The 23,877-nt window shown below is 69.5% G+C and carries 14 protein-coding genes and 3 pseudogenes; 15 read left to right on the top strand and 2 right to left on the bottom strand.

Annotated features, from left to right (window positions below; translation table 11 throughout):
- Positions 1-99: 99 nt before the first annotated feature.
- The 15 genes and pseudogenes from AB0I53_RS02555 (at position 100) to AB0I53_RS02485 (ending at position 22,560) form a co-directional block, all read left to right on the top strand.
- Positions 100-885, top strand: coding sequence for an alpha/beta fold hydrolase (locus AB0I53_RS02555; RefSeq protein WP_358595276.1), 786 nt, complete (start codon positions 100-102; stop codon positions 883-885).
- Between the two features lie 10 nt (positions 886-895).
- Positions 896-2,161, top strand: a complete 1,266-nt coding sequence (ccrA, locus tag AB0I53_RS02550) for a crotonyl-CoA carboxylase/reductase (RefSeq protein WP_358595274.1) — start codon at positions 896-898, stop codon at positions 2,159-2,161.
- Between the two features lie 393 nt (positions 2,162-2,554).
- Complete coding sequence (locus AB0I53_RS02545; RefSeq protein ID WP_358595271.1) at positions 2,555-7,828, top strand: type I polyketide synthase; 5,274 nt, start codon at positions 2,555-2,557, stop codon at positions 7,826-7,828.
- 40 nt (positions 7,829-7,868) lie between these two features.
- Positions 7,869-13,313: a type I polyketide synthase gene (locus tag AB0I53_RS02540; RefSeq protein ID WP_358595268.1), complete on the top strand. Its 5,445-nt coding sequence runs from the start codon at positions 7,869-7,871 to the stop codon at positions 13,311-13,313.
- Positions 13,310-14,449, top strand: a complete 1,140-nt coding sequence (locus tag AB0I53_RS02535) for a cytochrome P450 (protein WP_358595265.1) — start codon at positions 13,310-13,312, stop codon at positions 14,447-14,449. The genes AB0I53_RS02540 and AB0I53_RS02535 overlap by 4 nt, the downstream gene beginning before the upstream one ends.
- A 278-nt stretch (positions 14,450-14,727) precedes the next feature.
- Positions 14,728-15,396: a class I SAM-dependent methyltransferase gene (locus tag AB0I53_RS02530; protein WP_358595262.1), complete on the top strand. Its 669-nt coding sequence runs from the start codon at positions 14,728-14,730 to the stop codon at positions 15,394-15,396.
- Positions 15,397-15,511: 115 nt separating this feature from the next.
- Entirely contained in the window at positions 15,512-16,378 is an 867-nt protein-coding gene (locus tag AB0I53_RS02525) for a 3-hydroxyacyl-CoA dehydrogenase family protein (protein ID WP_358595259.1), read from the top strand.
- Entirely contained in the window at positions 16,375-16,662 is a 288-nt protein-coding gene (locus tag AB0I53_RS02520) for a phosphopantetheine-binding protein (protein ID WP_358595256.1), read from the top strand. Before AB0I53_RS02525 ends, AB0I53_RS02520 begins: the two co-directional genes overlap by 4 nt.
- Positions 16,652-17,764, top strand: coding sequence for an acyl-CoA dehydrogenase family protein (locus AB0I53_RS02515; RefSeq protein ID WP_358595254.1), 1,113 nt, complete (start codon positions 16,652-16,654; stop codon positions 17,762-17,764). Before AB0I53_RS02520 ends, AB0I53_RS02515 begins: the two co-directional genes overlap by 11 nt.
- A gap of 17 nt (positions 17,765-17,781) precedes the next feature.
- Positions 17,782-18,861, top strand: a complete 1,080-nt coding sequence (locus AB0I53_RS02510) for an HAD-IIIC family phosphatase (RefSeq protein ID WP_358595251.1) — start codon at positions 17,782-17,784, stop codon at positions 18,859-18,861.
- A gap of 152 nt (positions 18,862-19,013) precedes the next feature.
- On the top strand, positions 19,014-20,312 hold the full coding sequence (locus tag AB0I53_RS02505) for a cytochrome P450 (protein ID WP_358595248.1): 1,299 nt from the start codon (positions 19,014-19,016) through the stop codon (positions 20,310-20,312).
- A 247-nt stretch (positions 20,313-20,559) separates the two neighbouring features.
- A pseudogene (locus AB0I53_RS02500) lies at positions 20,560-20,811 on the top strand (MFS transporter); the annotation flags it as partial.
- Between the two features lie 83 nt (positions 20,812-20,894).
- Positions 20,895-21,269 (top strand): annotated as a pseudogene (locus AB0I53_RS02495) (leucine zipper domain-containing protein); the annotation flags it as partial.
- 439 nt (positions 21,270-21,708) lie between these two features.
- Complete coding sequence (locus AB0I53_RS02490) at positions 21,709-22,305, top strand: DUF308 domain-containing protein (protein WP_358595246.1); 597 nt, start codon at positions 21,709-21,711, stop codon at positions 22,303-22,305.
- A gap of 93 nt (positions 22,306-22,398) precedes the next feature.
- Positions 22,399-22,560: a lipopolysaccharide assembly protein LapA domain-containing protein gene (locus AB0I53_RS02485; RefSeq protein ID WP_358595671.1), complete on the top strand. Its 162-nt coding sequence runs from the start codon at positions 22,399-22,401 to the stop codon at positions 22,558-22,560.
- Positions 22,561-22,783: 223 nt separating this feature from the next.
- Here the strand turns inward: AB0I53_RS02485 and AB0I53_RS02480 are convergent, their stop codons facing one another.
- Positions 22,784-23,128 carry a group II intron maturase-specific domain-containing protein gene (locus AB0I53_RS02480; protein WP_358595243.1) on the bottom strand — a complete coding sequence of 115 codons (345 nt, stop codon included), beginning with the start codon at positions 23,126-23,128 and terminating at the stop codon, positions 22,784-22,786.
- 86 nt (positions 23,129-23,214) lie between these two features.
- A pseudogene (locus tag AB0I53_RS02475) lies at positions 23,215-23,862 on the bottom strand (reverse transcriptase/maturase family protein); the annotation flags it as partial.
- Between the last annotated feature and the right edge of the window lie 15 nt (positions 23,863-23,877).

The following is a 23,877-nucleotide window of genomic DNA, read 5'->3' as shown; positions in this document are numbered from 1 at the left end:
CGCCGTGATCAGCAGCCCCGCGTAGACGACCACGCCCTGCAGGTCGGTAGTCGACGGGGCGAAGTCCGCCGTGATGGCCGAACTGGGAGGCACCAACGCATGAGCACGGCCGCGACCGAAGGTGGCAAGTGGATCCGGCGTTTCGACGTGGAATCCGACGGTGGCATCACGCTGATCTGCTTTCCGCACGCGGGCGGCTCGGCGTCGTTCTTCCGCCCCGTCTCGATGCGGTTGGCGCCGGAGGTCGACGTGCTGGCCGTCCAGTACCCCGGGCGGCAGGACCGCTACCGGGAGCCGGTGATCACCGAGATCGGCGAGCTGGCCGACCGGATCGCGACCGAACTGGCGGGGCTGCCGGGCCCGCCGCCGGTCTACCTCGGCCACAGCATGGGTGCGGTGCTCGCCTTCGAGGTGGCGCTGCGCCTCGAAGAACGCGACCGCAACAGCCCGCGGGCGCTGCTGCTCTCCGGGCGGAGAGCGCCGTCGGAGAAGTACGTCGAGCGGAACGTGCACCTCAATCCCGACGACGACGTCATCGCGGAGCTGAAGTTGCTGAGCGGGACGTCTCCGGACCTGCTGGGCGACGACGACATGCTCCGCCTGGTGCTGCCCGCCATCCGCGGCGACTTCCGGGCGATCGAGACCTACGTGGCCGATCCGGAGTCGGTGGTGCGGTGCCCGATCACGGCCCTCGTCGGCGACGCCGACCCGCTCACCACAGTCGACGAGGTGCGCGCCTGGGGCAAGCACACGAGCTCCGCGTTCGAGGCGAAGGTCTTCGCCGGCGGCCACTTCTACCTGGCAGAGCGCCAATCCGAGGTGATCGAGGAGATCAGGACGCAACTACGACACCTGTCGGCCCCGGCCGACGCGAGAGGCAATTGAGGAGACAGCCATGACGAAGTCGCTCTACGAGATCGGTGAGGTGCCGCCGCTGGGTGAGGTCCCCGAGCGGATGTACGCGTCGGTGATCCGCCAGGACCGGTTCGGACCGCCCAAGCAGGCGTTCCAGATCGAGGTCGTGGACGTGCCGAAGGTGGGTCCCGGCGAGGTCCTGGTGTACGTGATGGCGGCCGGGATCAACTACAACAACGTGTGGGCGGCGCTGAGCCTGCCGGTGGACGTCATCGGCATGCGGCAGCGCCTCGGGCAGCCGGAGGACTTCCACATCGGCGGCACCGACGGTGCGGGCGTGGTGTGGGCGGTCGGCGAGGGCGTGCGGCACGTCAAGGTCGGCGACCACGTGGTGCTCTCCGGCGGGCAGTACGACGAGAAGGACGAGGACATCCGGCTGGGCGCGGACGTGGCGACGTCCAGCAGCGGCCGCGCGTGGGGGTACGAGACCAACTACGGTTCCTTCGCCCAGTTCTGCCTGGTGAACGACTACCAGTGCCACCCGAAGCCCAAGGACGTGTCGTGGGAGGAGTCCGCCAGCTTCATGCTCTGCGGTTCGACCGCCTACCGGCAGCTCTTCGGCTGGCACGGCAACACGGTGCAGCCCGGTGACCCGGTGCTGATCTGGGGCGGGGCCGGCGGCTTGGGCTCGATGGCCATCCAGCTGGTCAAGATGGCCGGCGGAGTCCCGATCGCGGTCGTCTCCGACGAGGCCCGCGGCGAGTACTGCCTCAAGCTCGGGGCGAAGGGCGTCATCAACCGGCACGAGTTCGACCACTGGGGCCGGTTGCCCGCGGTGGACGACATCGAGGGCATGACGAAGTTCCTGCAGGGCGCGCGGGCCATGGGTAAGAAGATCTGGGAGATCCTCGGCGAGCGGAAGTCGCCGCGGATCGTCTTCGAGCACAGCGGGCAGGACACCCTGCCCACCTCCATGTACCTGTGCGACAGCGGCGGCATGGTGGTGATCTGCGGCGGCACGACCGGCTACAACGGCGACATCGACCTCCGGCACCTGTGGATGCGCTCCAAGCGGTTGCAGGGTTCGCACGGCGCGAACGCCCGCCAGTTCCGCGACGTCGTCAGGCTGGTCGATGCGGGCCTGCTCAACCCGTGCCTGTCCACGTGCGAAACGTTCGAGGACATCGGCTCCCTCCATCAGTTGTTGTTCGACAACGCGCACCCGATGGGCAACATGGCCGTGCTCATCAACGCTCGGGAACGCGGCACGAACACGATCGACCTGCCGGCCGCGGCCGCGGCCTGAGCGCCGGGTTCGAGCGCGGGTGCACGCGCGTCGGTGCACCCGCGCGATCCGGAATTCGTTATGTGGCAATGACTTTGGTGAACTGAAGACGATTCGCGCCGTCGCGCCCTGCTCGCCGTGGCAGCTTGTGGCCGTCTTCCTTGTGCGCCAGATCGGGCCGAGCGTAGCGTCCCGTTTCGCCGACCTCGGCAACTCGCACACGTTGGAGGAGGCGCGACCGCGGCGGCGAGGAAGTCGTGCGCATCCGCTGAAATCCGTGCGCGCTCAGCCACACCGATTCTCCTTGGCATTTCCCCGAATTCGGGGTGAACCCGCGGGAAGGGGCGGTCGTGCGGGCCGTGTTCCCGCGTGGACCCACCGAACGTCCCCGAGTCGATTTGTGGAAGGTATCTGGTGAACACTCAGTCGGCGGCCGTGGCCGAGTTGCGGAACCTGCTGGCCGGGGAGACCGGCGATCGCCAGGACAGGATTCTGCTGAACCTGGTGCGAGCGCAGGTGGTCTCCGTGCTGGGCGGCGGTTTGCCCTCGCGGATCGCCGAGAACAAGCCCTTCCGGGACATGGGGATCAAGCGCGAGGCGAGGGAGGAGCTGCGACAGGAGCTTTCGCGGGCCACCGGAATCGCCTTGCCGTCGACCTTGCTCTTCGACCACCCCAACCCGCTGTCGGTGGCCCGCTACCTGCGCGGGCGCATCACCGGCGAGTCGGGGGCGGAGTCCTCCGCCGGGGCCCACGCCCAGGTGCGGCTGGACGAGCCGATCGCGATCGTGGGGATGGCGTGCCGGTACGGGGGTGGTGTGTCGTCGCCGGAGGATTTGTGGGAGTTGGTCGCCGGGGGTCGTGATGCGGTGACGGGGTTTCCGGTGGATCGGGGTTGGGACCTGGAGGGTCTGTACGACCCTGACCCCGACCACGCCGGCAAGTCCTACACTCGCGCGGGAGCTTTCCTCGACGACATAGCCGGATTCGACGCGGCGTTCTTCGGTGTCTCTCCCCGCGAGGCCGCGGTGATGGATCCCCAGCAGCGGCTGCTCCTGGAGACGACTTGGGAGGCGCTGGAACGGGCCGGCATCGACCCGACGAGCCTCGGCGGAACCACTACCGGCGTGTTCATCGGCACCAACTACCAGGACTACCGGTACGCCTTCGACGCGATCCCGGCGAGCAGCGAAGGCTATGTGATCACCGGGAACGCGGCCAGCGTGAAGTCCGGGCGGCTGGCGTACGTGCTGGGGCTGCACGGACCGGCCGTCACGGTCGACACGGCGTGTTCGTCGTCGTTGGTGGCGTTGCACCAGGCGTGCCAGGCGTTGCGGTTGGGTGAGTGCGACCTCGCGATCACCGGTGGCGCATCGGTGCTTTCGACGCCCGAGGGGTTCGTCGAGTTCTCCCGCAAGCGTGTCCTTTCCGTCGATGGCCGGTGCAAGGCGTTCGCGGAGTCGGCGGACGGCACTGGTTGGGGTGAGGGTGTCGGAGTGGTTTTGGTGGAGCGCCTGTCGGATGCGGTGCGGCACGGCAGGAAGGTGCTGGCGGTCGTCCGTGGCAGCGCGGTGAGCCAGAACGGTGCGTCGAATGGTTTGACGGCGCCGAATGGTCCGTCGCAGGAGCGGGTGATTCGTGCGGCGTTGGAGAATGCGGGTTTGTCGGCGTCGGATGTTGATGTGGTGGAGGCGCATGGGACTGGAACTCGGTTGGGGGATCCGATCGAGGCGGGGGCGTTGCTGGCGACCTACGGCGAGGGGCATTCGTCGGAGTGGCCGTTGTGGTTGGGGTCGGTGAAGTCGAACATCGCGCATACGCAGGCTGCTTCGGGTGTTGCCGGCGTGATCAAGATGGTCATGGCCTTGGAAAACGGTTTGCTGCCGAAGACGTTGCATGTGGATGAGCCGTCGTCTCATGTGGACTGGTCCTCAGGCGCGTTGCGGCTGCTGGCGGAGGAGCGTGCGTGGCCGGAGACCGGCCGCCCCCGCCGCGCAGCCGTGTCATCGTTCGGAGTCAGCGGCACCAACAGCCACGTCATCCTGGAACAAGTCCCCGCCCACGCCGACGAGGACGCCGGTGAGGCGCTCCCCGCGGTGCCGTGGGTGCTGTCCGGCCGGACCGAGGACGCACTGCGTCAGCAGGCGGCGCGGCTGCTGGCCCGGGTCGAGCGGGACCCGGAACTGGACCTGGCGGACCTGGGCGCCGCACTGGTGAAGAACCGATCCACCTTCGAGCACCGGGCCGTTGTCGTCGGCGCGGAACGTGCGGACCTGCTCGCCGGGCTGGCTGCGCTCGCCGATGGCGAGCCAGCGCCCCAGGTGGTTCGCGGCGTCGCCGGTGACGTCGACACCGCTCCGGTGTTCGTGTTCCCCGGACAGGGATCGCACTGGGTGGGGATGGGCCGGGAACTGCTCGACTCCTCGCCGGTGTTCGCGGAATGGATGGGCAAGTGCGGCGCGTCGCTGCGGCCCTGGGTGGACTGGGATCTGGCCGACGTGCTGGACGATCAGGAGGCGCTGGCGCGGGTCGATGTGGTCCAGCCGGTGCTGTGGTCGGTGATGGTGTCGCTGGCGGAGGTGTGGCGCTCGCACGGCGTTGAGCCGGGCGCGGTGGTCGGGCACTCGCAGGGCGAGGTCGCCGCCGCTTGCGTGGCCGGTGCGCTTTCGCTGGAAGACGGTGCGCGAGTGGTGGCCTTGCGCAGCCAGGCCTTGGTGCGGCTCGCCGGGAAGGGCGGGATGGTGTCGGTGATGGCGCCCGCCGACCGGGTGCGCGACATGATCACCCCGTGGGGGGATCGCCTCGCGATAGCAGCGGTCAACGGCCCGGCGTCGGTCTCCGTCTCCGGCGACGACGGTGCGCTGACCGAGCTGGAGCGCGAGCTGTCCGCGCAGCGCGTGGTGCGCTGGCGCGTCCCCGGAGTCGATTTCACGGCCCATTCGCAGCACGTCGAGGCCCTGGCCGAAGAGCTGGAACGCGCCCTGGCGCCGACGGAACCGACGACCGCGCGAATCCCCTTCTTCTCCACGGTGGAAGTCGACTGGCTCGACGGCCCGGAGCTCGACGGCGGCTACTGGTACCGGAACCTGCGCCGGCAGGTCAGGTTCGGCAACGCCGTCAAAGCGCTGGCCGAACGGGGGCACGCCGCATTCGTCGAGATCAGCCCGCACGCCGTGTTGACGGCGGCGGTGGAGCAGAACCTCGACGATCTGGGTGATCAGGTATTCGTCACTGCCACCCTCCAACGCGACAAGGGCGATCTGAGCCACCTGTATCACGCCATGGCCGAAGCCTTCGCCGTCGGCATCCCGGTGGACTGGGCGATACCGTTCGCGGGAACCGCCCGTCGTGACTTGGACCTGCCGACGTACCCCTTCCAGCGGCAGCGGTACTGGCCGGAGAAGCAGCCGAAGGCCGGAGCCACTCCGGTGAGCAGCGGGTCGTCGGCCGAGCAGCGGTTCTGGGCCGCGGTCGAGGGCGAGGATGCCGCAGCGTTGTCGGAGACGCTGGGAGTCGAGGCAACCGGAACCGGGTCGCTGCAGGACGTGCTGCCGGCGCTGGCCGCTTGGCGCCGCCGGGACCGCGAGGCCTCGGCGCTGGACGACCTGCGCTACCGAATCACTTGGGAGCCAACCGAATTCGAGACCCGCCGGCTGTCGGGGACCTGGCTCGCGCTGACCCCCGAAGGCCACGCCGACGAGAAATGGGCGAGCGCGGTGCTGGACGGTCTGGCCGACCGCGGTGCCGTCGTGCTGCCGCTCGGGACGCCGGCCGGGATGCGGCGCGGCGAACTGCTCGACCGGCTCCGCACCACGCTCGCCGACGCCGGGCTGCGGTCGTCGGACGTCTCCGGAGTGGTGTCGCTGCTCGCGCTGGACGAGACCCCCGATCCGGAGCACCCCGGGGTCCCAGCGGGAACGACCGGGACGCTGGCGCTCATCCAGGCCCTCGGCGACGCGGAGGTGGGCGCACCGCTCTGGCTGCTGACCCGGGGAGCGGTCTCCACCGGTGCCTCGGACCCGTTGCTCCGCCCGCTGCAGGCGCTGACCTGGGGCCTGGGCCGGGTCGTCGGCCTGGAACACCCCGAGCGGTGGGGCGGTTTGGTCGACCTGCCGCCGGAACCGGGCGACGGCGTGTTCCGGCAACTGGCCGGGGTGCTGAGCGCGGCCGACGACGAGGACCACATCGCGATCCGCGACTCGGGGGCGTTCGTGCGCCGCCTGGTCCGGGCCCGGCTCGGCGAACGGACCGGATCTCGCGCCTGGCGCCCCCGGCCGGGCGGAACCGTGCTGATCACGGGCGGTACCGGCGTGCAGGCCGGGCACGTCGCCCGCTGGCTCGCCCGCAGCGGTGCCGGTCACCTGGTGCTGCTTGGCCGTCGCGGCGATGCCGCGCCCGGCATGGCCGAGCGGGTCGCCGAACTGGAGGCGCTTGGTGCCGAGGTCACCGTGGTGGCCTGCGACGTGCGCGACCGGGAGGCGCTGCGCGGAGTGCTGGCCGCCATCCCGGCGGAACGACCGCTGTCGGCGGTCGTGCACGCCGCCGGAATCGGCCGGTTGCAGTCGCTCCCGGACACGAGTCCTGCCGACCTCGCCGAGATCGCAGAGGCCAAGGCCGTCGGCGCGCGGCATCTGCACGAGCTGACCGAGGATCTGGACCTCGACGCGTTCGTCCTGTTCTCCGCCGTCACCGCGACCTGGGGCGTTGGCCGCCACGGCAGCTACGGCGCGGCGAACACGTACCTGGAGGCGCTCGCGCAGCACCGCCGAGCGCGCGGCCTGCCCGCGACCGCGATCGCCTGGGGCGGCTGGGCGGGGGACGGCATGGCGGTCCGCGACGCCGCCGAGGACACCTTGCGCCGCCGCGGGCTTCCGTGGGGTGCGTGGGCCGAAGCCGGTTCGACGATGCAGGAAGCGGCGGACGAGACGCTGCACCGCTGGGGCGTCCACGTCATGGCGCCGGAACTGCTGATCACGGCGTTGCAGCAGACCCTCGACGTCGACGAGACGCTGGTGACGGTCGCGGACATGGACTGGGAGCGCTTCGTCACCGGCTTCACCCTGGCCCGCAGGCGCCCGCTGCTGGACGAGCTGCCGGAGGCGCGGCAGGCGATCGAGGCGATGAGCCGCACCGCCGCGGACGACGTGCGCAGCGGGGAGGAACCGGCGTCGCTGCCGCAACGGTTGGCGTCCGCCTCGCGGCACGAGCAGGACCGGCTGCTGCTGGAGTCGGTTCGCACGCAGGTCGCCGAGGTGCTCGGCCACGCCTCCCCGGAGGCAGTGGACCCCGGGCAGACGTTCCTCGCCATGGGCCTGGACTCGGTGACCGCGGTGCAGCTGCGCAACGGACTCGGGGCCGTGATCGGCCAGCGGCTGCCGGCCACGGTGGTGTTCGACTACCCGACCACCACCGAGCTCGTGGCCTTCCTCCGCACCCGGCTCGTCGGGGATGACCCCGCTCCGGCCGATAAGGCCCTGCTGGAGATCGACGGGCTGGAGAAGGCGTTGGCCGACGGCTCCTACGGGCCGGAGGAGCGCCGCACCATCGCGGCGCGCCTCGCCGACCTGGCCCGAAGCCTGGGGGCCGCCGATGCGGAGTCCGATGTGGACGGAAATGGGGCCCGCGACCTCGAATCCGCCGACATCAGCGAGATGTTCGACATCCTCGACAGCGAACTGGACACGCCCTGAGCTCGTGGACGCCCCCGGCGGTCGGATAGGTGGAACTGACGTGACGGAAGACGCGAAGACCCTCGACTACATGAAGCGGGCCACCGCCGCGCTGCGCGATGCCCGCAGGCGCGTGCGTGAGCTGGAGGAGCGCTCTCGCGAGCCGATCGCGATCGTGGGGATGGCGTGCCGGTACGGGGGTGGTGTGTCGTCGCCGGAGGATTTGTGGGAGTTGGTCGCCGGGGGTCGTGATGCGGTGACGGGGTTTCCGGTGGATCGGGGTTGGGACCTGGAGGGTCTGTACGACCCGGATCCCGACCGGCTCGGCAAGGCCTACGTCCGGCAGGGCGCTTTCATGGACGACCCCGCCGGGTTCGATCCGGCGTTCTTCGGGATCTCCCCGCGCGAGGCGCTGATGATGGACCCGCGGCAGCGACTGCTGCTGGAAACCACCTGGGAGACGTTCGAAAAGGCCGCGATCGCACCGACTTCGGCCCACGGCACGGCGACCGGCGTGTTCATCGGCGCTTCCGGGGACGACTACCTGGGCCTCCTCGACCGGGTGCCCGACGCCGACGAGGGCTATCTGCTGGCCGCCAACGGGCAGAGCGTCATGTCCGGGCGGCTGGCGTACGCGCTGGGGCTGCACGGGCCCGCGGTGACGCTGGATACGGCGTGTTCGTCGTCGTTGGTGGCGTTGCACCAGGCGTGCCAGGCGTTGCGGTTGGGCGAGTGCGACCTCGCCATCGCCGGGGGAGCGGCCGTGATCGTCTCACCCCGGATCTTCGTCGAGGGCTCGCGGCAGCGGAGCCTGGCGGCGGACGGCCGGTGCAAGGCGTTCGCGGAGTCGGCGGACGGCACTGGTTGGGGCGAGGGTGTCGGAGTGGTTTTGGTGGAGCGCCTGTCGGATGCGGTGCGGCACGGCAGGAAGGTGCTGGCGGTCGTCCGCGGCAGCGCGGTGAGCCAAGACGGCGCGACCAACGGTTTGACGGCGCCGAATGGTCCGTCGCAGGAGCGGGTGATTCGTGCGGCGTTGGAGAATGCGGGTTTGTCGGCGTCGGATGTTGATGCGGTGGAGGCGCATGGGACTGGAACTCGGTTGGGGGATCCGATCGAGGCGGGGGCGTTGCTGGCGACCTACGGCGAGGGGCATTCGTCGGAACGGCCGTTGTGGTTGGGGTCGGTGAAGTCGAACATCGCGCATACGCAGGCTGCTTCGGGTGTTGCCGGCGTGATCAAGATGGTCATGGCCTTGGAAAACGGTTTGCTGCCGAAGACGTTGCACGTGGATGAGCCGTCGTCTCATGTGGACTGGTCCTCAGGTGCATTGCGGCTGCTGGCGGACGAGCGTGCGTGGCCGGAGACCGGCCGCCCCCGCCGCGCAGCGGTCTCGTCCATTGGTGGAGCCGGGACCAACGCCCACGTGATCCTGGAGCAGGCCCCGGCCGAGACCAGTCCGGTGGACCCCGCAGCCGTCCCGGCCGTGCCGTGGGTGCTGTCCGGCAAGGGCACGCCCGCGTTGCGCGCGCAGGCCGGAAACCTGCGGAGGTTCGCGGAGTCGGCTCCCGGCACCGGAATCGAGGACCTGGGCCGGTCGCTGGTCCGATCGCGAGCGGCGTTGTCACATCGCGCCGTGGTGGTCGGTCGGGATCGCGAACAGTTGCTCGCCGGCCTCGCCGCCGCCGAGCGGGATGAGCACTCCGCGCAGGTCGCGGCGGGCGTCGCCCGGCAGCACATCGGCGCACCGGTGTTCGTGTACCCGGGGCAGGGCGGGCAGTGGGCGGCCATGGGCGTGGCGCTGCTGGACTCGTCCCCGGTGTTCGCGGCGGCGTTGCAGGAATGCGCGGACGCGTTCGCGCCGCTGGTGGGCTGGTCGGTCGTGGACGTGCTGCGCCAGCTGCCGGGAGCCCCGTCGCTGGACCGCGGCGAGGTGGTCCAGCCGGTGCTGTTCTCGGTGATGGTGGCGCTCACGCGCCTCTGGCAATCCTACGGGGTGCAGCCCGCCGCCGTGCTCGGGCACTCGCAAGGCGAGGTAGCCGCCGCCCACATCGCCGGGGCGCTGACGCTGGAAGACTCGGCCAAGCTCATCGCGAAGCGATGCGAAGCCCTGATGCCGTTGCACCGCAAGGGAACCATGGCCGCCATCGCGATGCCGGTCGGGGAACTACGCCAGCGGCTGGAGAAGTACGGCGACCGGTTGTCCGTCGCCGCGGAGAACGGGCCGACCGCGCTCACCGTCTCCGGCGACCTGGACGCGATCGACGAACTGCTGCAAGAACTGCAGGCCGCTGGTGTGCGCGCCCGCAAGATCCGGGCCGCCACCGGAGCCGGGCACTCGGCCCAGGTGGAGGAGCTGCGCGATGACCTGCTGGCAGCGTTCGACGGGATTTCCCCGGCGCAGGCGCAGATCCCGTTCTTCTCCACCGTGACCGGCGATGCGCTCGACACCACCGAGCTGGACGCCGACTACTGGTACCGCAACGCGCGCCAGACCGTCCGCTTCGAACCAGCCGTGCGCAGCCTGCTCGCCCGCGGCCACGAGGCGTTCGTCGAGATCAGCCCGCACCCGCTGCTCGCCGAGATGGTCCAGGCGATCGCCGATGCGGCGGAGGCTGAAGTGGTGGTGGGCGACACCCTGCACCGCGACGACGGCGACCTGGACCGGTTCTTCCTAGCCGCGGCCCAGATGTACGTCAACGGCGTGCACGTGGACTGGGAACCCGCCTTCGGCGACGGCGCCTCCCGGACGGTCGACCTGCCGACCTACCCGTTCCAGCGCAAGCGGTACTGGATGGAGTACGTCCCCCAGGGAGCCACCGGATCGCGCACGGAGGACGCCGATTTCTGGGATCTGGTGGAGAAAGCGGACCTCCCCGCGCTCGCCGCCGCGCTGAGCGCCGACGCCACTGTGCTCGAACCGGCCCTCCCGCTGCTGTCTTCCTGGCGGCGGAAGCGCCGGGAGAAGTCCACTATCGACAAATGGCGGTACCGCATTGGTTTCGCGCGGGTGTCCGAAGCCACCGCGCCGCAGCTCGGTGAGACTTGGCTCCTCGCTGTTCCGGCCGGACACGACGACGACGACTGGATGGCCGCATCGGCCCAGGCCCTCAGCGTGCACGGTGCGACGGTGCGCGCGGTCGAGCTGCCTGTCGACGCGGACCACGACGTCGTGTCGCAGCGGTTGCGCGCGGCAATCGACGAACCGCCGGCAGGGGTCCTTTCCCTGCTGGGGCTCGCATCCGGACCACACCCGGACCACCCGGCGCTGCCCACCGGCCTGGTCGCCTCGATCGGCCTCGTGCGCGCTTTGGGTGAGCTCGGCGTCGAAGCGCCGCTGTGGTGCGCGACCCGCGGAGCCGTATCGACTTCGCCCACCGATGCACTTCCCGATCCTGCGCAGGCCCAGCTGTGGGGCTTCGGCCGCGCGGTCGCACAGGAACACCCCGCCCGCTGGGGCGGGCTGATCGACCTTCCCGAAGCACCGGACGAGTTCGCGATGCGACGCCTGGCCGGCGTCCTCGCGGGACGGACCGAAGACCAGGTCGCGATGCGCGCTTCCGGCGTGTTCGGCTGCCGCCTCGTTCGCGCCCCGCTGGCCGACGCCCAGCCGAAGCGCACCTGGCAGCCGCGCGGCACGGTGCTGGTAACCGGCGCGATCGGCGACGATGTCGGGGAAAGCCTGGTGAAGAGGCTGGCCGAATCCGGCGTCGAGAACCTGGTGCTGCAACGTCGGCCCGGACACCCGGAACCCGAGGAGCTGGCCGCCGGAGCGCGGGTGAGCATCGTCGAGTGCGACACGAGCGACCGGGAGGCGCTTGCTCGGCTGCTGACGGAGATCGATCGGGATCTCACCGCAGTGCTTCACTTCGCGCCCCCGAACGCCGAGACGGAGCAGTTCTGCGTGGGCCTGGCCGACGACCTGACGGCCGCCGCCAACCTCGACGAACTGCTCGCGGACCGGGAATTGGACGCGTTCGCGCTCCTATCCTCGGCCGGTGCGGTCTGGGGCGTCGCGGGACAGGCCCGTACCGGGGCCGTCGGCGCGTTCTTCGACGGGCTGGCCCGGCGACGCCGCGCGCGCGGAGCGGCCGTGACAGCGGTGGCGCTGGACCGCGGACTCGACCCGGCGATTCCCGGAGAGCTGGTGGTCGACGCGCTTCGCCAGGCGGTGGAGCACGAGGAGACCTCGCTGGTCGTGTCGCCGGTCGACTGGACGCGGTTCTTCCCCGCCTTCACCGAGACCCGCCCGAGTCCGATCCTCGCGGACCTCCCGGACGTGCGGCGGCTCCGCCGAGGCGATGAGCCCGCCGACAGGTCGTCCCTTGTGGACGAACTCGCCGGGCTCCCGGCGGAGGAACAGGAGGAAGCACTCCTGGGCCTGGTCCGCGGCCAGATCGGCGCCGTCCTCAACTACACCGAGGCCGACGAGGTAGATCCGACGCAGCGCTTCACCGAGCTGGGGCTGGACTCGCTGACATCGGTCCAGCTGCGGAAGCGGCTCTCGGTGGCCACCGGCCTCAAACTGCCCACCAGCCTGGCCTTCGAACACCCCACGCCGGCCGAGCTCGCCCGGTACCTGCGCACGGCGTTGAGCGGCTCCCGCGAAAGAGGTGCGGAAGACGATCCGGCCGACATGATGGTCGAGCTCTACCGGCAGGCCTGCGAGAACGGCAGGGCCATGAAGGCGATGCCGATGCTGGAGGCGGCCGCGAACCTGCGCCCCGGCGCCAGGAGCCCGGAGGAGCTGCTGAACCGGCCCACCCCGCTGCACCTGGCACAGGGTCCGGAGCGGCCCGCGCTGATCTGCCTGACCCCGTTCGTCACGCCGGCCGGTGCCCACCAGTTCGTGCGCCTCGCCGCCCCGTTCCGCGGCAAGCGGGACGTCTGGGTGCTGCCCCACCCCGGTTTCGGCCGTGGCGAACAGCTTCCCGAGAACATGGCAACGCTGGTCCGGCATCACGCGACGACAGTGCTGGAATGCGCGGGCGACGAGCCGTTCGTGCTGCTCGGCTATTCCTCGGGCGGCTGGGTCGCGCAGGAGGTGGCGGCGCACCTGGAGAGCATCGGCTCGCCGCCAGAGCGCCTGGTGCTGGTGGACGCCTACAGCCCCGACCTCCAGTACGCGCACCGGGTTTTCGACGAACTGATGGCGGCGAACTCGCGGCTCGTGCGGACGCTGAACGTCGGCAGCGAGGAACTCACCGCCATGAGCCGGTACCTGCAGCTGTTCGAGAAGTGGGAGGCGCGGCCCGCCGCGGTTCGGACCTTGTTGCTGCGCGCCCGGGAACAGGTGTTCCTCGACGCGACGGGCGGCGAGAGCCCGGCACCACCGGACGGTGTCGACGAGATCGTCGTCGTGCCCGGTGATCACGCGACCATGCTGCACGACCACGCCACCACGACCGCCGCCGCGCTGGAGTCCTGGCTGGCCAAGGACCTCGGGACAGCTGCAGCGGCAGCTGGCGGCCCATCGGTGCAGCCGCCGATGCGAGGAGAATCGTCATGACAGACATCCCGGTTCGCCAGATGGTCATGTCGTCGGGGTTCCGCCCGTGGCTGATCACCGGCCACGCGGAGGTGCGCGCGGCGCTGGCCGACCAGCGGTTCGCGAAGGACTCGCACCGGGTCGCCGAACTGCTGGACCGGCACTCGCTTCCCGGCACCGACAGCCTGTTCGGGCAGTCCCTCCTGCACCACATGCTCAACACCGATCCGCCGGAGCACGGCAGGCTGCGCGGGCTGGTCAACAAGGCGTTCACCCCGCGCGCGGTCGAGCGCCTTCGGCCGCGAATCGAGGAGATCTGCGACGAGCTGCTGGACGCCCTGGGCGGGCGGCAGCACGTCGACCTGCTGGCGGTCTTCGCGGTCCCGCTGCCGATCAAGGTGATCTGCGAGCTCCTAGGGGTTCCGCAGGAGGACCGGGAGGAGTTCCGGTCCTGGTCGAACGCGCTCGTCTCGGCGCTGCCGCCGGAAGTCGTGACGGAGGCGTCCAGCGCGATGGCGGACTACCTGCACAGCTTGATCAAGGCCAAGGAGCAGCACCCGGGCGAGGACATGCTCTCCGCGTTGATCCACGCGCGAGACGGCGGTGATCGGCTGACCGCGGACGAGCTGGTCTCGATGGCGTGCCTGCTGCTGGCGGCCGGCCACGAAACCACGGTGAACCTGATCGGCAACGGCATGCTCGCGCTGCTGGCCCACCCGGACCAGCTCGCGGCGCTGCGCGACGACCTGACCCGGCTTCCTGACGCCATCGAGGAATTCCTCCGCTACGACAGCCCCATCAACCAGGCGACGCTGCGGTTCACCACCGAACCCGTGGAGATCGCCGGGGTGCGCATCCCGGAGGGCGAGTTCGTGATGCTCAACATCGACTCCGCCAACCACGACGCGCGGCGGTACGCGGACCCGGACGTCCTGGACATCGGCCGGGATGAGGGCGGCCACCTCGCGTTCGGGCACGGCATCCACTACTGCCTCGGAGCGCCGCTGGCCCGGCTGGAGGCGGAAATCGCGTTCACCAAGCTGCTGGGCAGGTACGGCCGGATCGACCTGGCGGTACCGGCCGAGCAGCTGGAGTGGCGGTTCAGCGTCGTGATGCGCGGGCTGGAGCGGCTCCCGGTCCGGCTCGGCCGGACGTAAGGAGTTGTTTCAAAGTGGTTTGCGAAGCGGTGCGGGTGGCGGCCCCCCTGCGGGAGTTGCTGAGGCCTTCTCGCTGTGGGATCCCCGACTCATGAATGCCAATTCACCACGTCGGGGCTGTCCTCGCTGGGAGAACCCCAGAGGGGTGGGCACCGTGAACCCGCGGCGGTGCGAGTTGAGTCCCACACCGCAAGCGGCTACCGCCGCTTATCAGAAGGTCCAGCCGGAACTCGATCCGGAGGCACAAGGCAGGCATCAAGCGGGAGGTTGCAGGAGACATGGCCGATCAAACCGGGTTCTCCCCGGAACTGCTCTCCTACGTCCGCGAGGTTTCGCTGCGGGAGGACGAGATCCTGCGCGAATTGCGCGAGGAGACGGTGGCCTATCCGATGGGGAAGGTCATGCAGGTCATGCCCGAGGAAGGGCAGCTGCTCGCGTTCCTGGTCGGGCTGATCGGGGCCCGTTCCGTGCTGGAGGTCGGCACCTTCACCGGCTACAGCACGTTGTGCATGGCCCGGGCGCTGCCCGCCGACGGTCGGCTGGTGACCTGCGACATCACCGACAAGTGGCCAGCGATCGGCGTCCCGTACTGGAAGCGCGCCGGGGTCGCCGACCGGATCGAGGTCCGCGTCGGTGATGCGCGGACGACGCTCGCCGAGCTCATCGCCGAGGGCGGCGCGAACCGGACGGATCTGGTGTTCATCGACGCGGACAAGGCGAACTACCCGAGCTACTACGAGCACGCCCTCGACCTGGTGCGCCCTGGCGGGCTGATCGTGCTGGACAACACGGTCTTCTTCGGCAGGGTCGTCGACCCGGCCGCCCAGGATCCGGACACGGTCGCGCTGCGCGAGCTCAACTCGCGCATCCACGCCGACGACCGGGTCGACCTCGCGATGCTGACCATGGCCGACGGCATTTCCCTCGTCCGCAAGAAGGTGTCCTGATGCTCAGGCCCACCGGGCGAGAACGACTTGAGACGACAACCAGCCTCCCGTCGATCCGACCGTCCGAACAGGATGGTCGGCGGCGGTCGGCCTCCACACTTCGTTAGGAGATGCGGTGGAATTCGGTCCGGGAGAACATCGGCTCACCGTCCTCGGGGCGGGGGTGATGGGATCGAACATCACGACCCTGGCCGTCGGGTACGGGTTGCCCGTGCACCTGGTCGACGTGGACCAGTCGACGCTGGATCAAGCTCGGGCGCGGATCGACCGGCAGCTGCGGCACGCCCACCTGCTGGGCGCGCTGCCCGCCGGCCAGCCCGCCGGCGAGCTGGTCACCAGCACATCCGTCGCGGGCGCGGAAGGGGCGACCGCCGTCCTGGAAGCGGTCACCGAACTTCCCGAAGTGAAGCGGAAGGTGCTGTCCGAGGTCGCGGCGGTGGTCCCGCCCGGAGCACCCCTGGTGTCCAACACCTCGGGCATCCCGATAGACGAACTGGCCGAGGATCTACCGCGCCCCGAGCAGCTCGTGGGGACGCACTTCATGAACCCGACGTACCTGATCAAGATGGTGGAACTCGTCCGCGGCCCGCGCACCTCCGATGCCGCGGTCGCGGCGGTCGAGTCGCTGCTGGTCGCGATCAACCGGACCGCGGTCGTCGTGCGGGACGACCCCGGGTTCGTAACCAGCCGGTTGCTGCACCCGATGATCAACCAGGCGGCGCGGATCGTGGAGCGCGGCACGGCCACAGTGGACGCCGTCGACACCTTGATGCAGGGCTGCCTCGGCCACCCGACCGGCCCGCTGCGGACCGCGGACCTGATCGGCCTGGACAACCTCGTGGATTCCCTCGCGGCGCTGTACGAGCGGACCGGCGAGCAGAGCTGCCGACCGTGCGACCTGCTGCTGGAAAAGGTGGCCAGCGGAGACCTGGGGCGGAAGACCGGCCAGGGCTTCTACGACTACGGAGAGGTGCTCTCATGACAACGGATCAATCAGTCGCGAAGGGTTCCCGCGCGGCGATCGAGCGCGAGCTGCTGTCGTTCCTGGAGCAGCGGTTGAGGACGTCGGTGGCACCCGACCGGGACCTGTTCGCGGAAGGGCTGATCACGTCGCTGTTCGCGATGGAGCTGGTGGTCCAGCTGGAGCAGACCTTCGACGTGTCCATCGTCGGACCGGACCTGAAGATGGACAGCTTCCGCTCCGTCAACGCCATGGCGGAGCTCGTCCACCGGCTCCAGCGGGCCGCGCCCACCGATGGCGCCTGAGCGGCTCGCCGACGAACGCGCGCTGGTCGCTGCGCTCGTCGGCGACCAAGCCGATTCCTGGGACGTGGCGGGACTCCTGCCGGAGAAGGTGCTGCGCGAACTCGGCGTCCGGGGCCTGCTGTGCCCCCAAGTTCCGGCGGAGCACGGCGGCCTCGGCCTCGACAGCCTCGCCTGCGGGGAGTTCACCGCCCACATGGGCAGCCTCTGCGGCTCGCTGCGCAGCGTGATGACCTCGCAGGGCATGGCGGCGTGGACCATCCAGCGCCTCGGCGACGCCGACCAGCGCAGCACCTACCTCGGGCAGTTGACCGGTGGGGAGCTGGCCGCCGTCGGGTTCAGCGAACCTGAGGCGGGCAGCGACCTGTCCGCGATCGGCACCGAGATCCGCCAGGACGGCGACTCCGTCGTCGTGAGCGGGCAGAAGGTGTGGATGACTGCCGCGCACTACGCCGACCTGCTGGTGGTCTTCGGCCGCTACGGGGACGGTGCCGCCGCGGTCGTCGTGCCCGCATCGGCACCCGGCGTGCAAGTGGAGCGGATCGCGGAGCCGCTGGGCTGTCGCGCGGCCGGGCACGCCAACGTCCGCTTCGATTCCGTGCGGCTGCCGAAGAGCAGCGTCCTCGGCGGCACCGGGCAGTCCCTCGCGCTGCTCGTCACGACGGCCCTCGCCTACGGCCGCATGTCGGTGGCCTGGGGCTGCGTCGGCATCCTGCGGGCCTGCCTGGCCGCAGCGAGCGGGCACGCCGCGTCGCGACGGCAGTTCGGCAAACCGCTGGCGGAGCACCAGCTGGTCGCCCGGCACCTCGCCGAGCTGTTGGTGGCCGAGCAGGTCGCGACGAGGGCGTGCGAACACGCGAGTCGCTGCTGGGATTCCGGCTCTCCGGACGCGGTCGTGTCCACAGTGCTCGCCAAGCACGTGAGCTCCGGTCAGGCCGTTGCGGGCGCCGCGTCGGCGGTGCAGGTCCTGGCCTCGGCGGGCGCGCACGACGGGCACGTCGTCGCCCGCGCCTACCGCGACGCGAAGCTGATGGAGATCATCGAAGGCAGCAGCGAGATCTGCCAGCTCATCTTGGCGCAGCACGCGCTGATCGCAGCGCGATGAACGTTTCGGGAGTACCGATGGACGACAAGCAGACGCTGGTGAAATGCCTGGTCTGGGACCTGGACGAAACCCTGTGGCGGGGCACCCTGGTCGAGGACGGGGAGGTGCGCCTGACCGACGGGATCACCGCCGTCATCGAGGAGCTCGACTCCCGCGGCATCCTGCAGGCGGTGGCCAGCAAGAACGACCACGACCTGGCCTGGGCCCGCCTGGTGGAGCTGGGCGCGGCCGACTACTTCGTGCTGCCCCAGATCGGCTGGGGGCGCAAGTCGGATTCGGTTCGCCGCATCGCGGAGCGGTTGAACTTCGCGCCCGGCACGATCGCCTTCATCGACGACCAGCCGGCCGAACGCGCGGAGGTCGCCTTCCACCTCCCCGAGGTCCGCTGCTACCCGGCCGACCAGGCGCTGGCACTGCCGGGCCTGCCCGAGTTCAGCCCGCGGGCGGTGACGGTCGATTCCAGGCGGCGCAGGCAGCTGTACCAGGCGAACTTCCAGCGCGAATCCGTACGGGAGTCCTTCACCGGGCCCGACGAGGAGTTCCTGCGCACGCTGGGCCTCGAACTGCGCATCGGCCGGGCGGACGACGAGGAGTTGTCGCGGGTCGAAGAGCTGACGTTGCGCACCAGCCAGATGAACGCCACGGGTGTGCACTACCCGGACGCCGTGCTGCGCGAGCTCTGCGCCGACCCGGCCCACGAGGTCCTGGTGGCCACGCTCACCGATCGCTTCGGCCCGCACGGCGCCATCGGCGTGCTGCTGCTGGAAACCCGCCCCGACTCCTGGCACCTCAAGCTGCTGGCCACCTCGTGCCGGGTGGTCTCCTTCGGGGTGGGCACGGTCATCCTGAACTGGTTGGTGGACCAGGCATTCCGGGCCGGCGTGCACCTCGTCGCCGACTTCCGGGCCACCGACCGCAACCGGATGATGGACATCGCCTACCGTTTCGCCGGCTTCACCGACGAGCGCTGCGAATGCAGCACCGACCAGCCGGGGGAAGCCGACGTCCAGCGGCTGCACCTCGTTCCGGAGCCGCGAGCACTGCCCGAAACCATGCGCCTCGACGCCCCGGCCCTCGGCCTACCCCGCGTCCCGTAGGGGCCGCGATTTCCATTGAAATCGAAGGTCCGATTTCAATGGAAGTCGCGTAGGGCGGAGTCCAGGCGGTGTCTGAGGTTCCGCTACTTGCATCGCCACGCAAAACGAGTTCTCGGACTGGTTCTCATTCCGAAGATCATGGAGGTTCGACGATGTCCGGTCAGCAGTCCCGGGCCGACCAGAGCACGTTCGCCGAGCTCGGGCTCCGGGCGAGGCTGTTCGCCCAAGGGGCGCTGGCCTTGCTGTTCGCCAAGGGCGGCGATTCGTTCGCCCGCCTGCTGCACTCCCCGTGGCGGGACGACCCGTACCCGATCTACGCGGCGATGCGCGCAGGGGGGCCGCTGATCCGCAGCAAGCTCGGGTTGCTGATCTGCACCACCCACGAGCTGTGCGAGGAAGTGCTGCGGGACCGGCGGTTCGGCGTGCTCCGCAGCGACGGGTCCTACGGCGACCCCACCGCGGCCGCCGTCGACCTCCAGCTCTCGCTGCTCGAACTCGACCCGCCGGACCACACCCGGATCCGGCGGCTGGCCGCGCCGGAGCTGCGGCCGCGCCGCATGGAGAAGTACCGGCAGCGGATCGAGGACATCGCAAACGAGCTGCTGGACGAGGCGATCGAGCGCGGCAGCTTCGACCTGGTCCGCGACTACGCCAGCCTGCTGCCGATCCGGGTGATCTGCGACCTGCTCGGACTGTCCCAAGTGGACGCCGACCGGCTGGGGCACCACGGCCTGGTGGTGTCCGGTTCGTTGGACGGGGTCCGCTCGACCAAGCAGCTCCGGCAGATGCGGGAATCCCTGAACGAGCTGGACGCGATGTTCGCCAGGCTCATCGAGCAGCGCCGCGCGGACCCGGGCGACGACGTCGTGAGCAACCTGGTTACCGCCCTCGACGACGACAAGATCACCAGCACGGAGCTGGTGCAGCTGTGCAACCTGCTGCTGGTCGCCGGTTTCGAGACGACCGTCAGCATGGTCGGCAACGGCGCGAACGCGCTGCTGAACCACCCGGAGCAGTGGGACCTCCTGCGCGCCGACCCGGGCCTGGCGCCGGCCGTGGTGGAGGAGGCGCTGCGCTGGGACCCGCCGGTGCAGATGACCGGCCGGATCGCGCACGAGCCGGTCGAGCTCGCCGGCCGCCAGCTGCGCAAGGACACGCCGGTGCTGGTGCTGCTGGCCTCGGCCGGCCGGGATCCGGCGAAGCACGAGGATCCCGACCGATTCGACATCACCCGGGAGGTCCAGGGCGAGCACCTGGCCTTCTCCTCGGGCAGCCACTACTGCCTCGGCGCCCCGCTGGCGCGGATCGAGGGGGAGGTCGCGTTCCGCTGCCTGGCCACCCGGGTGCCCGATCTGCGCCGCGCCGGACCCGTGGTGCGCCGCCCGACGTCGGTCGTCCGCGGCCTGGCGTCATTCCCGGCCTTCCCGGGCAAGACCGTTCAGCGCACCTGAACTGGTCCGTCAATCATCCGAGCCGTAGTGCGCGGCGATGTCTTCGGAACTCGCCCACCGGCTGCAGGTGGGTCCCTGCGGCCAGCCCTCGGGCGAGTCCTGCCACTCCTCCTGCCGCCCGTACAGCAGCAGATCGATCAGTGCGAAGGTGTGACTGATCTGCTCGGTCCCCAGCTGGGGTTCTCTTTTGCTCCCAACCCTGTTCTTGTCGCCGAAGAGGGGTACCGATCAACGACGCCGACTGCTGGTGCTCGCGATCTGCTGCGCCAGCGTGATCGTCGTGGTGATGGACATCTCGATCGTCAATGTCGCGCTGCCGGCCATTCGACGCGACCTGGATGCGTCGGCGGCTGGTCTTCAGTGGACGGTCGACGCCTACACCCTGGTGCTGGCGAGTTTTCTCGTTCTGGCGGGCTCGATGGCCGACGGCTTCGGCCGACGGCGCGTATTCCTCGTCGGACTCGCTGTCTTTGGACTCGGGTCATCGTTGTGCGGGCTGGGAGTTTGACCACGGCCCAGATAGTTCGCAGTCATCGGTCCGCGCCCGATGACCGCGACGCCACGCCGCGGCGGGGACACGGCATGACACACCGCAACGCGCTACTGAACATCGAGGGTCGCCGGCGACTGGTAGAGCGTTGCCGAACCAGACCTGTCGCGCATGTGGCCTCCGAGATGGGAATCTCCCGCGCCTGCGCCTCGAAGTGGGTCAACCGGTGGCGACGTCACGGCGAGGCGGGCCTTCAGGACCGATCCTCGGTGCCGCACCACAGCCCGACCGCGACACCCACGTGGGTGGTCGAGAAGATCGAGACCTGGCGGCGGGAGCACAAATGGTCCGCGCGACGGATCGCCGACGAGCTGGCCGACCTCGGGTTCATGATCAACCGCCGCGCGGTCACCAGACACTTGAAGCGGTTGGGGCTGGGACAACGCCGTTTGCGGAACGGCTCGGGCCGACCGCGAGCAGGCGCAGGGATCGGCAACGACAAATGTTCCAGCGGGGTACACAAGGGTGCCGAGTCGGCTGCGTGCCGTCTCCCAACTCGGGACACCCGTCGTGATGATCGACACCGCGGAAATCCAGCAGGTCGTGGACGCGATCATGGAGCGAATCGTCGCTGCTGTCTGAAGAACGTGATCAGCGCGACCGTCGCGGTTCGTCCGCCGCTGCGCTGATCGCTGGGCTGTGAGCGGTGCCGTCTCCTCAAAGATTCGCCAGCACCGCCTGACAGGGCTCACCCGCACGGCACGCAGCCAGATGCCAGCGTCGTAGACGTGCGTGAGCTGACCCCAATCCGGTGGCGAGCGTCCTGAGGACTGAGGTCGTTGGACCCTTGGGGCGCACCGGGAGGACCGCGCAATCTGAGGGGGTAGATTCGCGTGCGAGGTGGTCATGTCGAACACCCAGGAACAGCCCGCCACGACTGCCGCTGAACCGCTGGCTCGGCTCGGGCGGTCCTGGGGTTGGCTGCTGGCCTTCGGAATCCTGACCGTGGTCGCCGGGGTGCTGGTACTGGTGTGGCCGGGGCCGGCGGTCGTCACTCTGGCGATCATCGTCGGAGTCCAGTTGTTCATCGGCGGGATCTTCTGGTTCGTCAAGGCAGTGGGCGCGCACCAGGAAAACCGCTTCGCCCATGCTCTGCTGGCCATCATCACCGGTGTGATCCTGCTGCGGTCGCCCGTGGCATCCGCCGCAGCGTTCCCGCTGGCGTTGGGCCTTTTCTGGCTGATCAGCGGCGTTGTCGAGACCTTGCACGCCATCGTCGCCGCGGACGTCCCGTCACGGGGATGGACGATTGCATCCGGGCTGCTCAGCGTGCTCGCCGGTATCGCCCTGCTGGCCTACCCCGGCATCGGGCTGGTGACCCTGACCTACATCCTCGGCGTCTGGCTGGTGGTTTACGGGGTAATCGCAGCTATCCGAGCAATCCAAATGCGGCCGCATGCAGTAGCAGCACCTGCGGGGCAGGCGGGCCCAGCGCCCGCATAGTGGGAGTTCGCCATGAGTAGTCAGAAGCAGCCTTCACGGGACAGGACGGGCGCCCGTCACAACTGGGTGTCCCCACGCACCATAACGGGATTGGTGCTCGTTGCTGCGGCCGTGGTGCTCGCGGTCGAAAACCGGCAAATGGTCGACATCAGGATCTTCGTGCCGGTGGTCGCGATGCCACTGTGGACGGCGCTGGCCGTGATGCTGGTCGTCGGCGTCGTTGTCGGGCTCCTGGTGTCCCGCCCAAGGAAGTGAATTGCCTCAGCACCCGCACGCCAGTGCTGCCTTACACTGTCCACCACCACGTTGATGAAATCCGGTCTTTCACAACCCGACTGCGGCCATCGTCAAGCGAAGTCGGCCCGGAGCGCCCTGCCGGTGTTTCCGCCGGTGGGTTTCTCCGGGCCGCTTCCCGAACCCGGCGTGCCTGTTACCAGGCACCGGGCTCTCCACATATCCCAGTGGACCTTGGGTGTTCTCACGCTGCGCTCGGCCAGGGCGAGGGGATCTTGCCTCCTCGGTAGGAGTAATAGATGATCTTCACTCCTGCCGGGTTGAACAAGGTCCTCTCGCTGGTGGTGGGCCACCATCCGTCGCGGGTGAATTGGCGGCGGAGTGTCTTCCAGTTGGTGCGCCGATGTTTACGGCGGAGCCTCCGAAAGACCTGCTTCCAGGTGTAGGCACGCAGGTAGTTGAAGGTCGCCTTCGACGAACCGTGCTTGAAGTAGGCGGTCCAGCCCCGCAGCACCGAATTGAGTCGGCGCAGCAGGTCATCGAGCGACTGTCTGAGATCCTGCCTGCACAACGTCTTGACCTTGGCCATGATCGCACGCAGCGCTTTCTTGGCCGGGTAAGATAGACGAAGTGCTTGCTGGTGCCTCGTTTCCGGTGGCGCTGGATGCGCCATCCCAGGAAATCCAGCCCCTCGCTGATGTGGGTGATCAGTGTCTTCTCCTGCGACAGGCGAAGACCGATCGTGGAGAGGACGCCGGCAATCTCCTCGCACAGCGCTTCCGCGTCAGCTCGGCTGCCGGAGACGACCAGGCACCAGTCGTCGGCGTAGCGGACCAGCCGGTAGTTCGGCAGGCCGTGACGCCAGCGCTTGCGTCGCTGCGGGCGGGAGATGTTCGGCCCGCCCGGTGCGCGGGCGATGTGCTCGTCGAGCACGGATAACGCCACGTTGCTCAGCAACGGCGAGAGGATCGACCCCTGCGGGGTGCCGGTGGTGGTGGCTCTCAACGTCCGGTCCTCGGTGAGGATCCCGGTTTTGAGAAACGCCTTCACCAGCGCCAGGACACGTTTTTCTCCGACGCGCTTGCGCACCCGTTCCATCAAGGGCGGGTGCGAGATTTCGTCGAAGCAGGCCGTGATATCGCCCTCGACGACCCACTCGAACGAACGAGACGTCATGTGACGTACCTCCGCCACCGCGTCGTGGGCGCGGCGCTTCGGGCGGAACCCGTAGGAGCACGGGTGGAGTAGGGTCGGAGCGAAGCGCGGTGCCGGTCTTTCGATCCGGTCCGTTTCTCCGCTCCGCCCTCCGAACCCGGCGTGCAAGTTGTCCCTGCACCG

The sequence above is a fragment of the Saccharopolyspora sp. NPDC050389 genome, assembly GCF_040655595.1.
Taxonomy (GTDB): Bacteria; Actinomycetota; Actinomycetes; order Mycobacteriales; family Pseudonocardiaceae; genus Saccharopolyspora.
The sequence above is the reverse complement of the archived record's forward strand: the minus strand, read 5'-3'. Positions and strand labels throughout refer to the sequence as shown.

Coding starts and splice junctions, on each gene's coding strand:
- AB0I53_RS02555 (WP_358595276.1), top strand. CDS start 100: ATGAGCACGGCCGCGACCGAAGGTGGCAAGTGGATCCGGCGTTTCGAC.
- ccrA (WP_358595274.1), top strand. CDS start 896: ATGACGAAGTCGCTCTACGAGATCGGTGAGGTGCCGCCGCTGGGTGAG.
- AB0I53_RS02535 (WP_358595265.1), top strand. CDS start 13,310: ATGACAGACATCCCGGTTCGCCAGATGGTCATGTCGTCGGGGTTCCGC.
- AB0I53_RS02530 (WP_358595262.1), top strand. CDS start 14,728: ATGGCCGATCAAACCGGGTTCTCCCCGGAACTGCTCTCCTACGTCCGC.
- AB0I53_RS02520 (WP_358595256.1), top strand. CDS start 16,375: ATGACAACGGATCAATCAGTCGCGAAGGGTTCCCGCGCGGCGATCGAG.
- AB0I53_RS02515 (WP_358595254.1), top strand. CDS start 16,652: ATGGCGCCTGAGCGGCTCGCCGACGAACGCGCGCTGGTCGCTGCGCTC.
- AB0I53_RS02510 (WP_358595251.1), top strand. CDS start 17,782: ATGGACGACAAGCAGACGCTGGTGAAATGCCTGGTCTGGGACCTGGAC.
- AB0I53_RS02505 (WP_358595248.1), top strand. CDS start 19,014: ATGTCCGGTCAGCAGTCCCGGGCCGACCAGAGCACGTTCGCCGAGCTC.
- AB0I53_RS02490 (WP_358595246.1), top strand. CDS start 21,709: ATGTCGAACACCCAGGAACAGCCCGCCACGACTGCCGCTGAACCGCTG.
- AB0I53_RS02480 (WP_358595243.1), bottom strand. CDS start 23,128: ATGGCCAAGGTCAAGACGTTGTGCAGGCAGGATCTCAGACAGTCGCTC.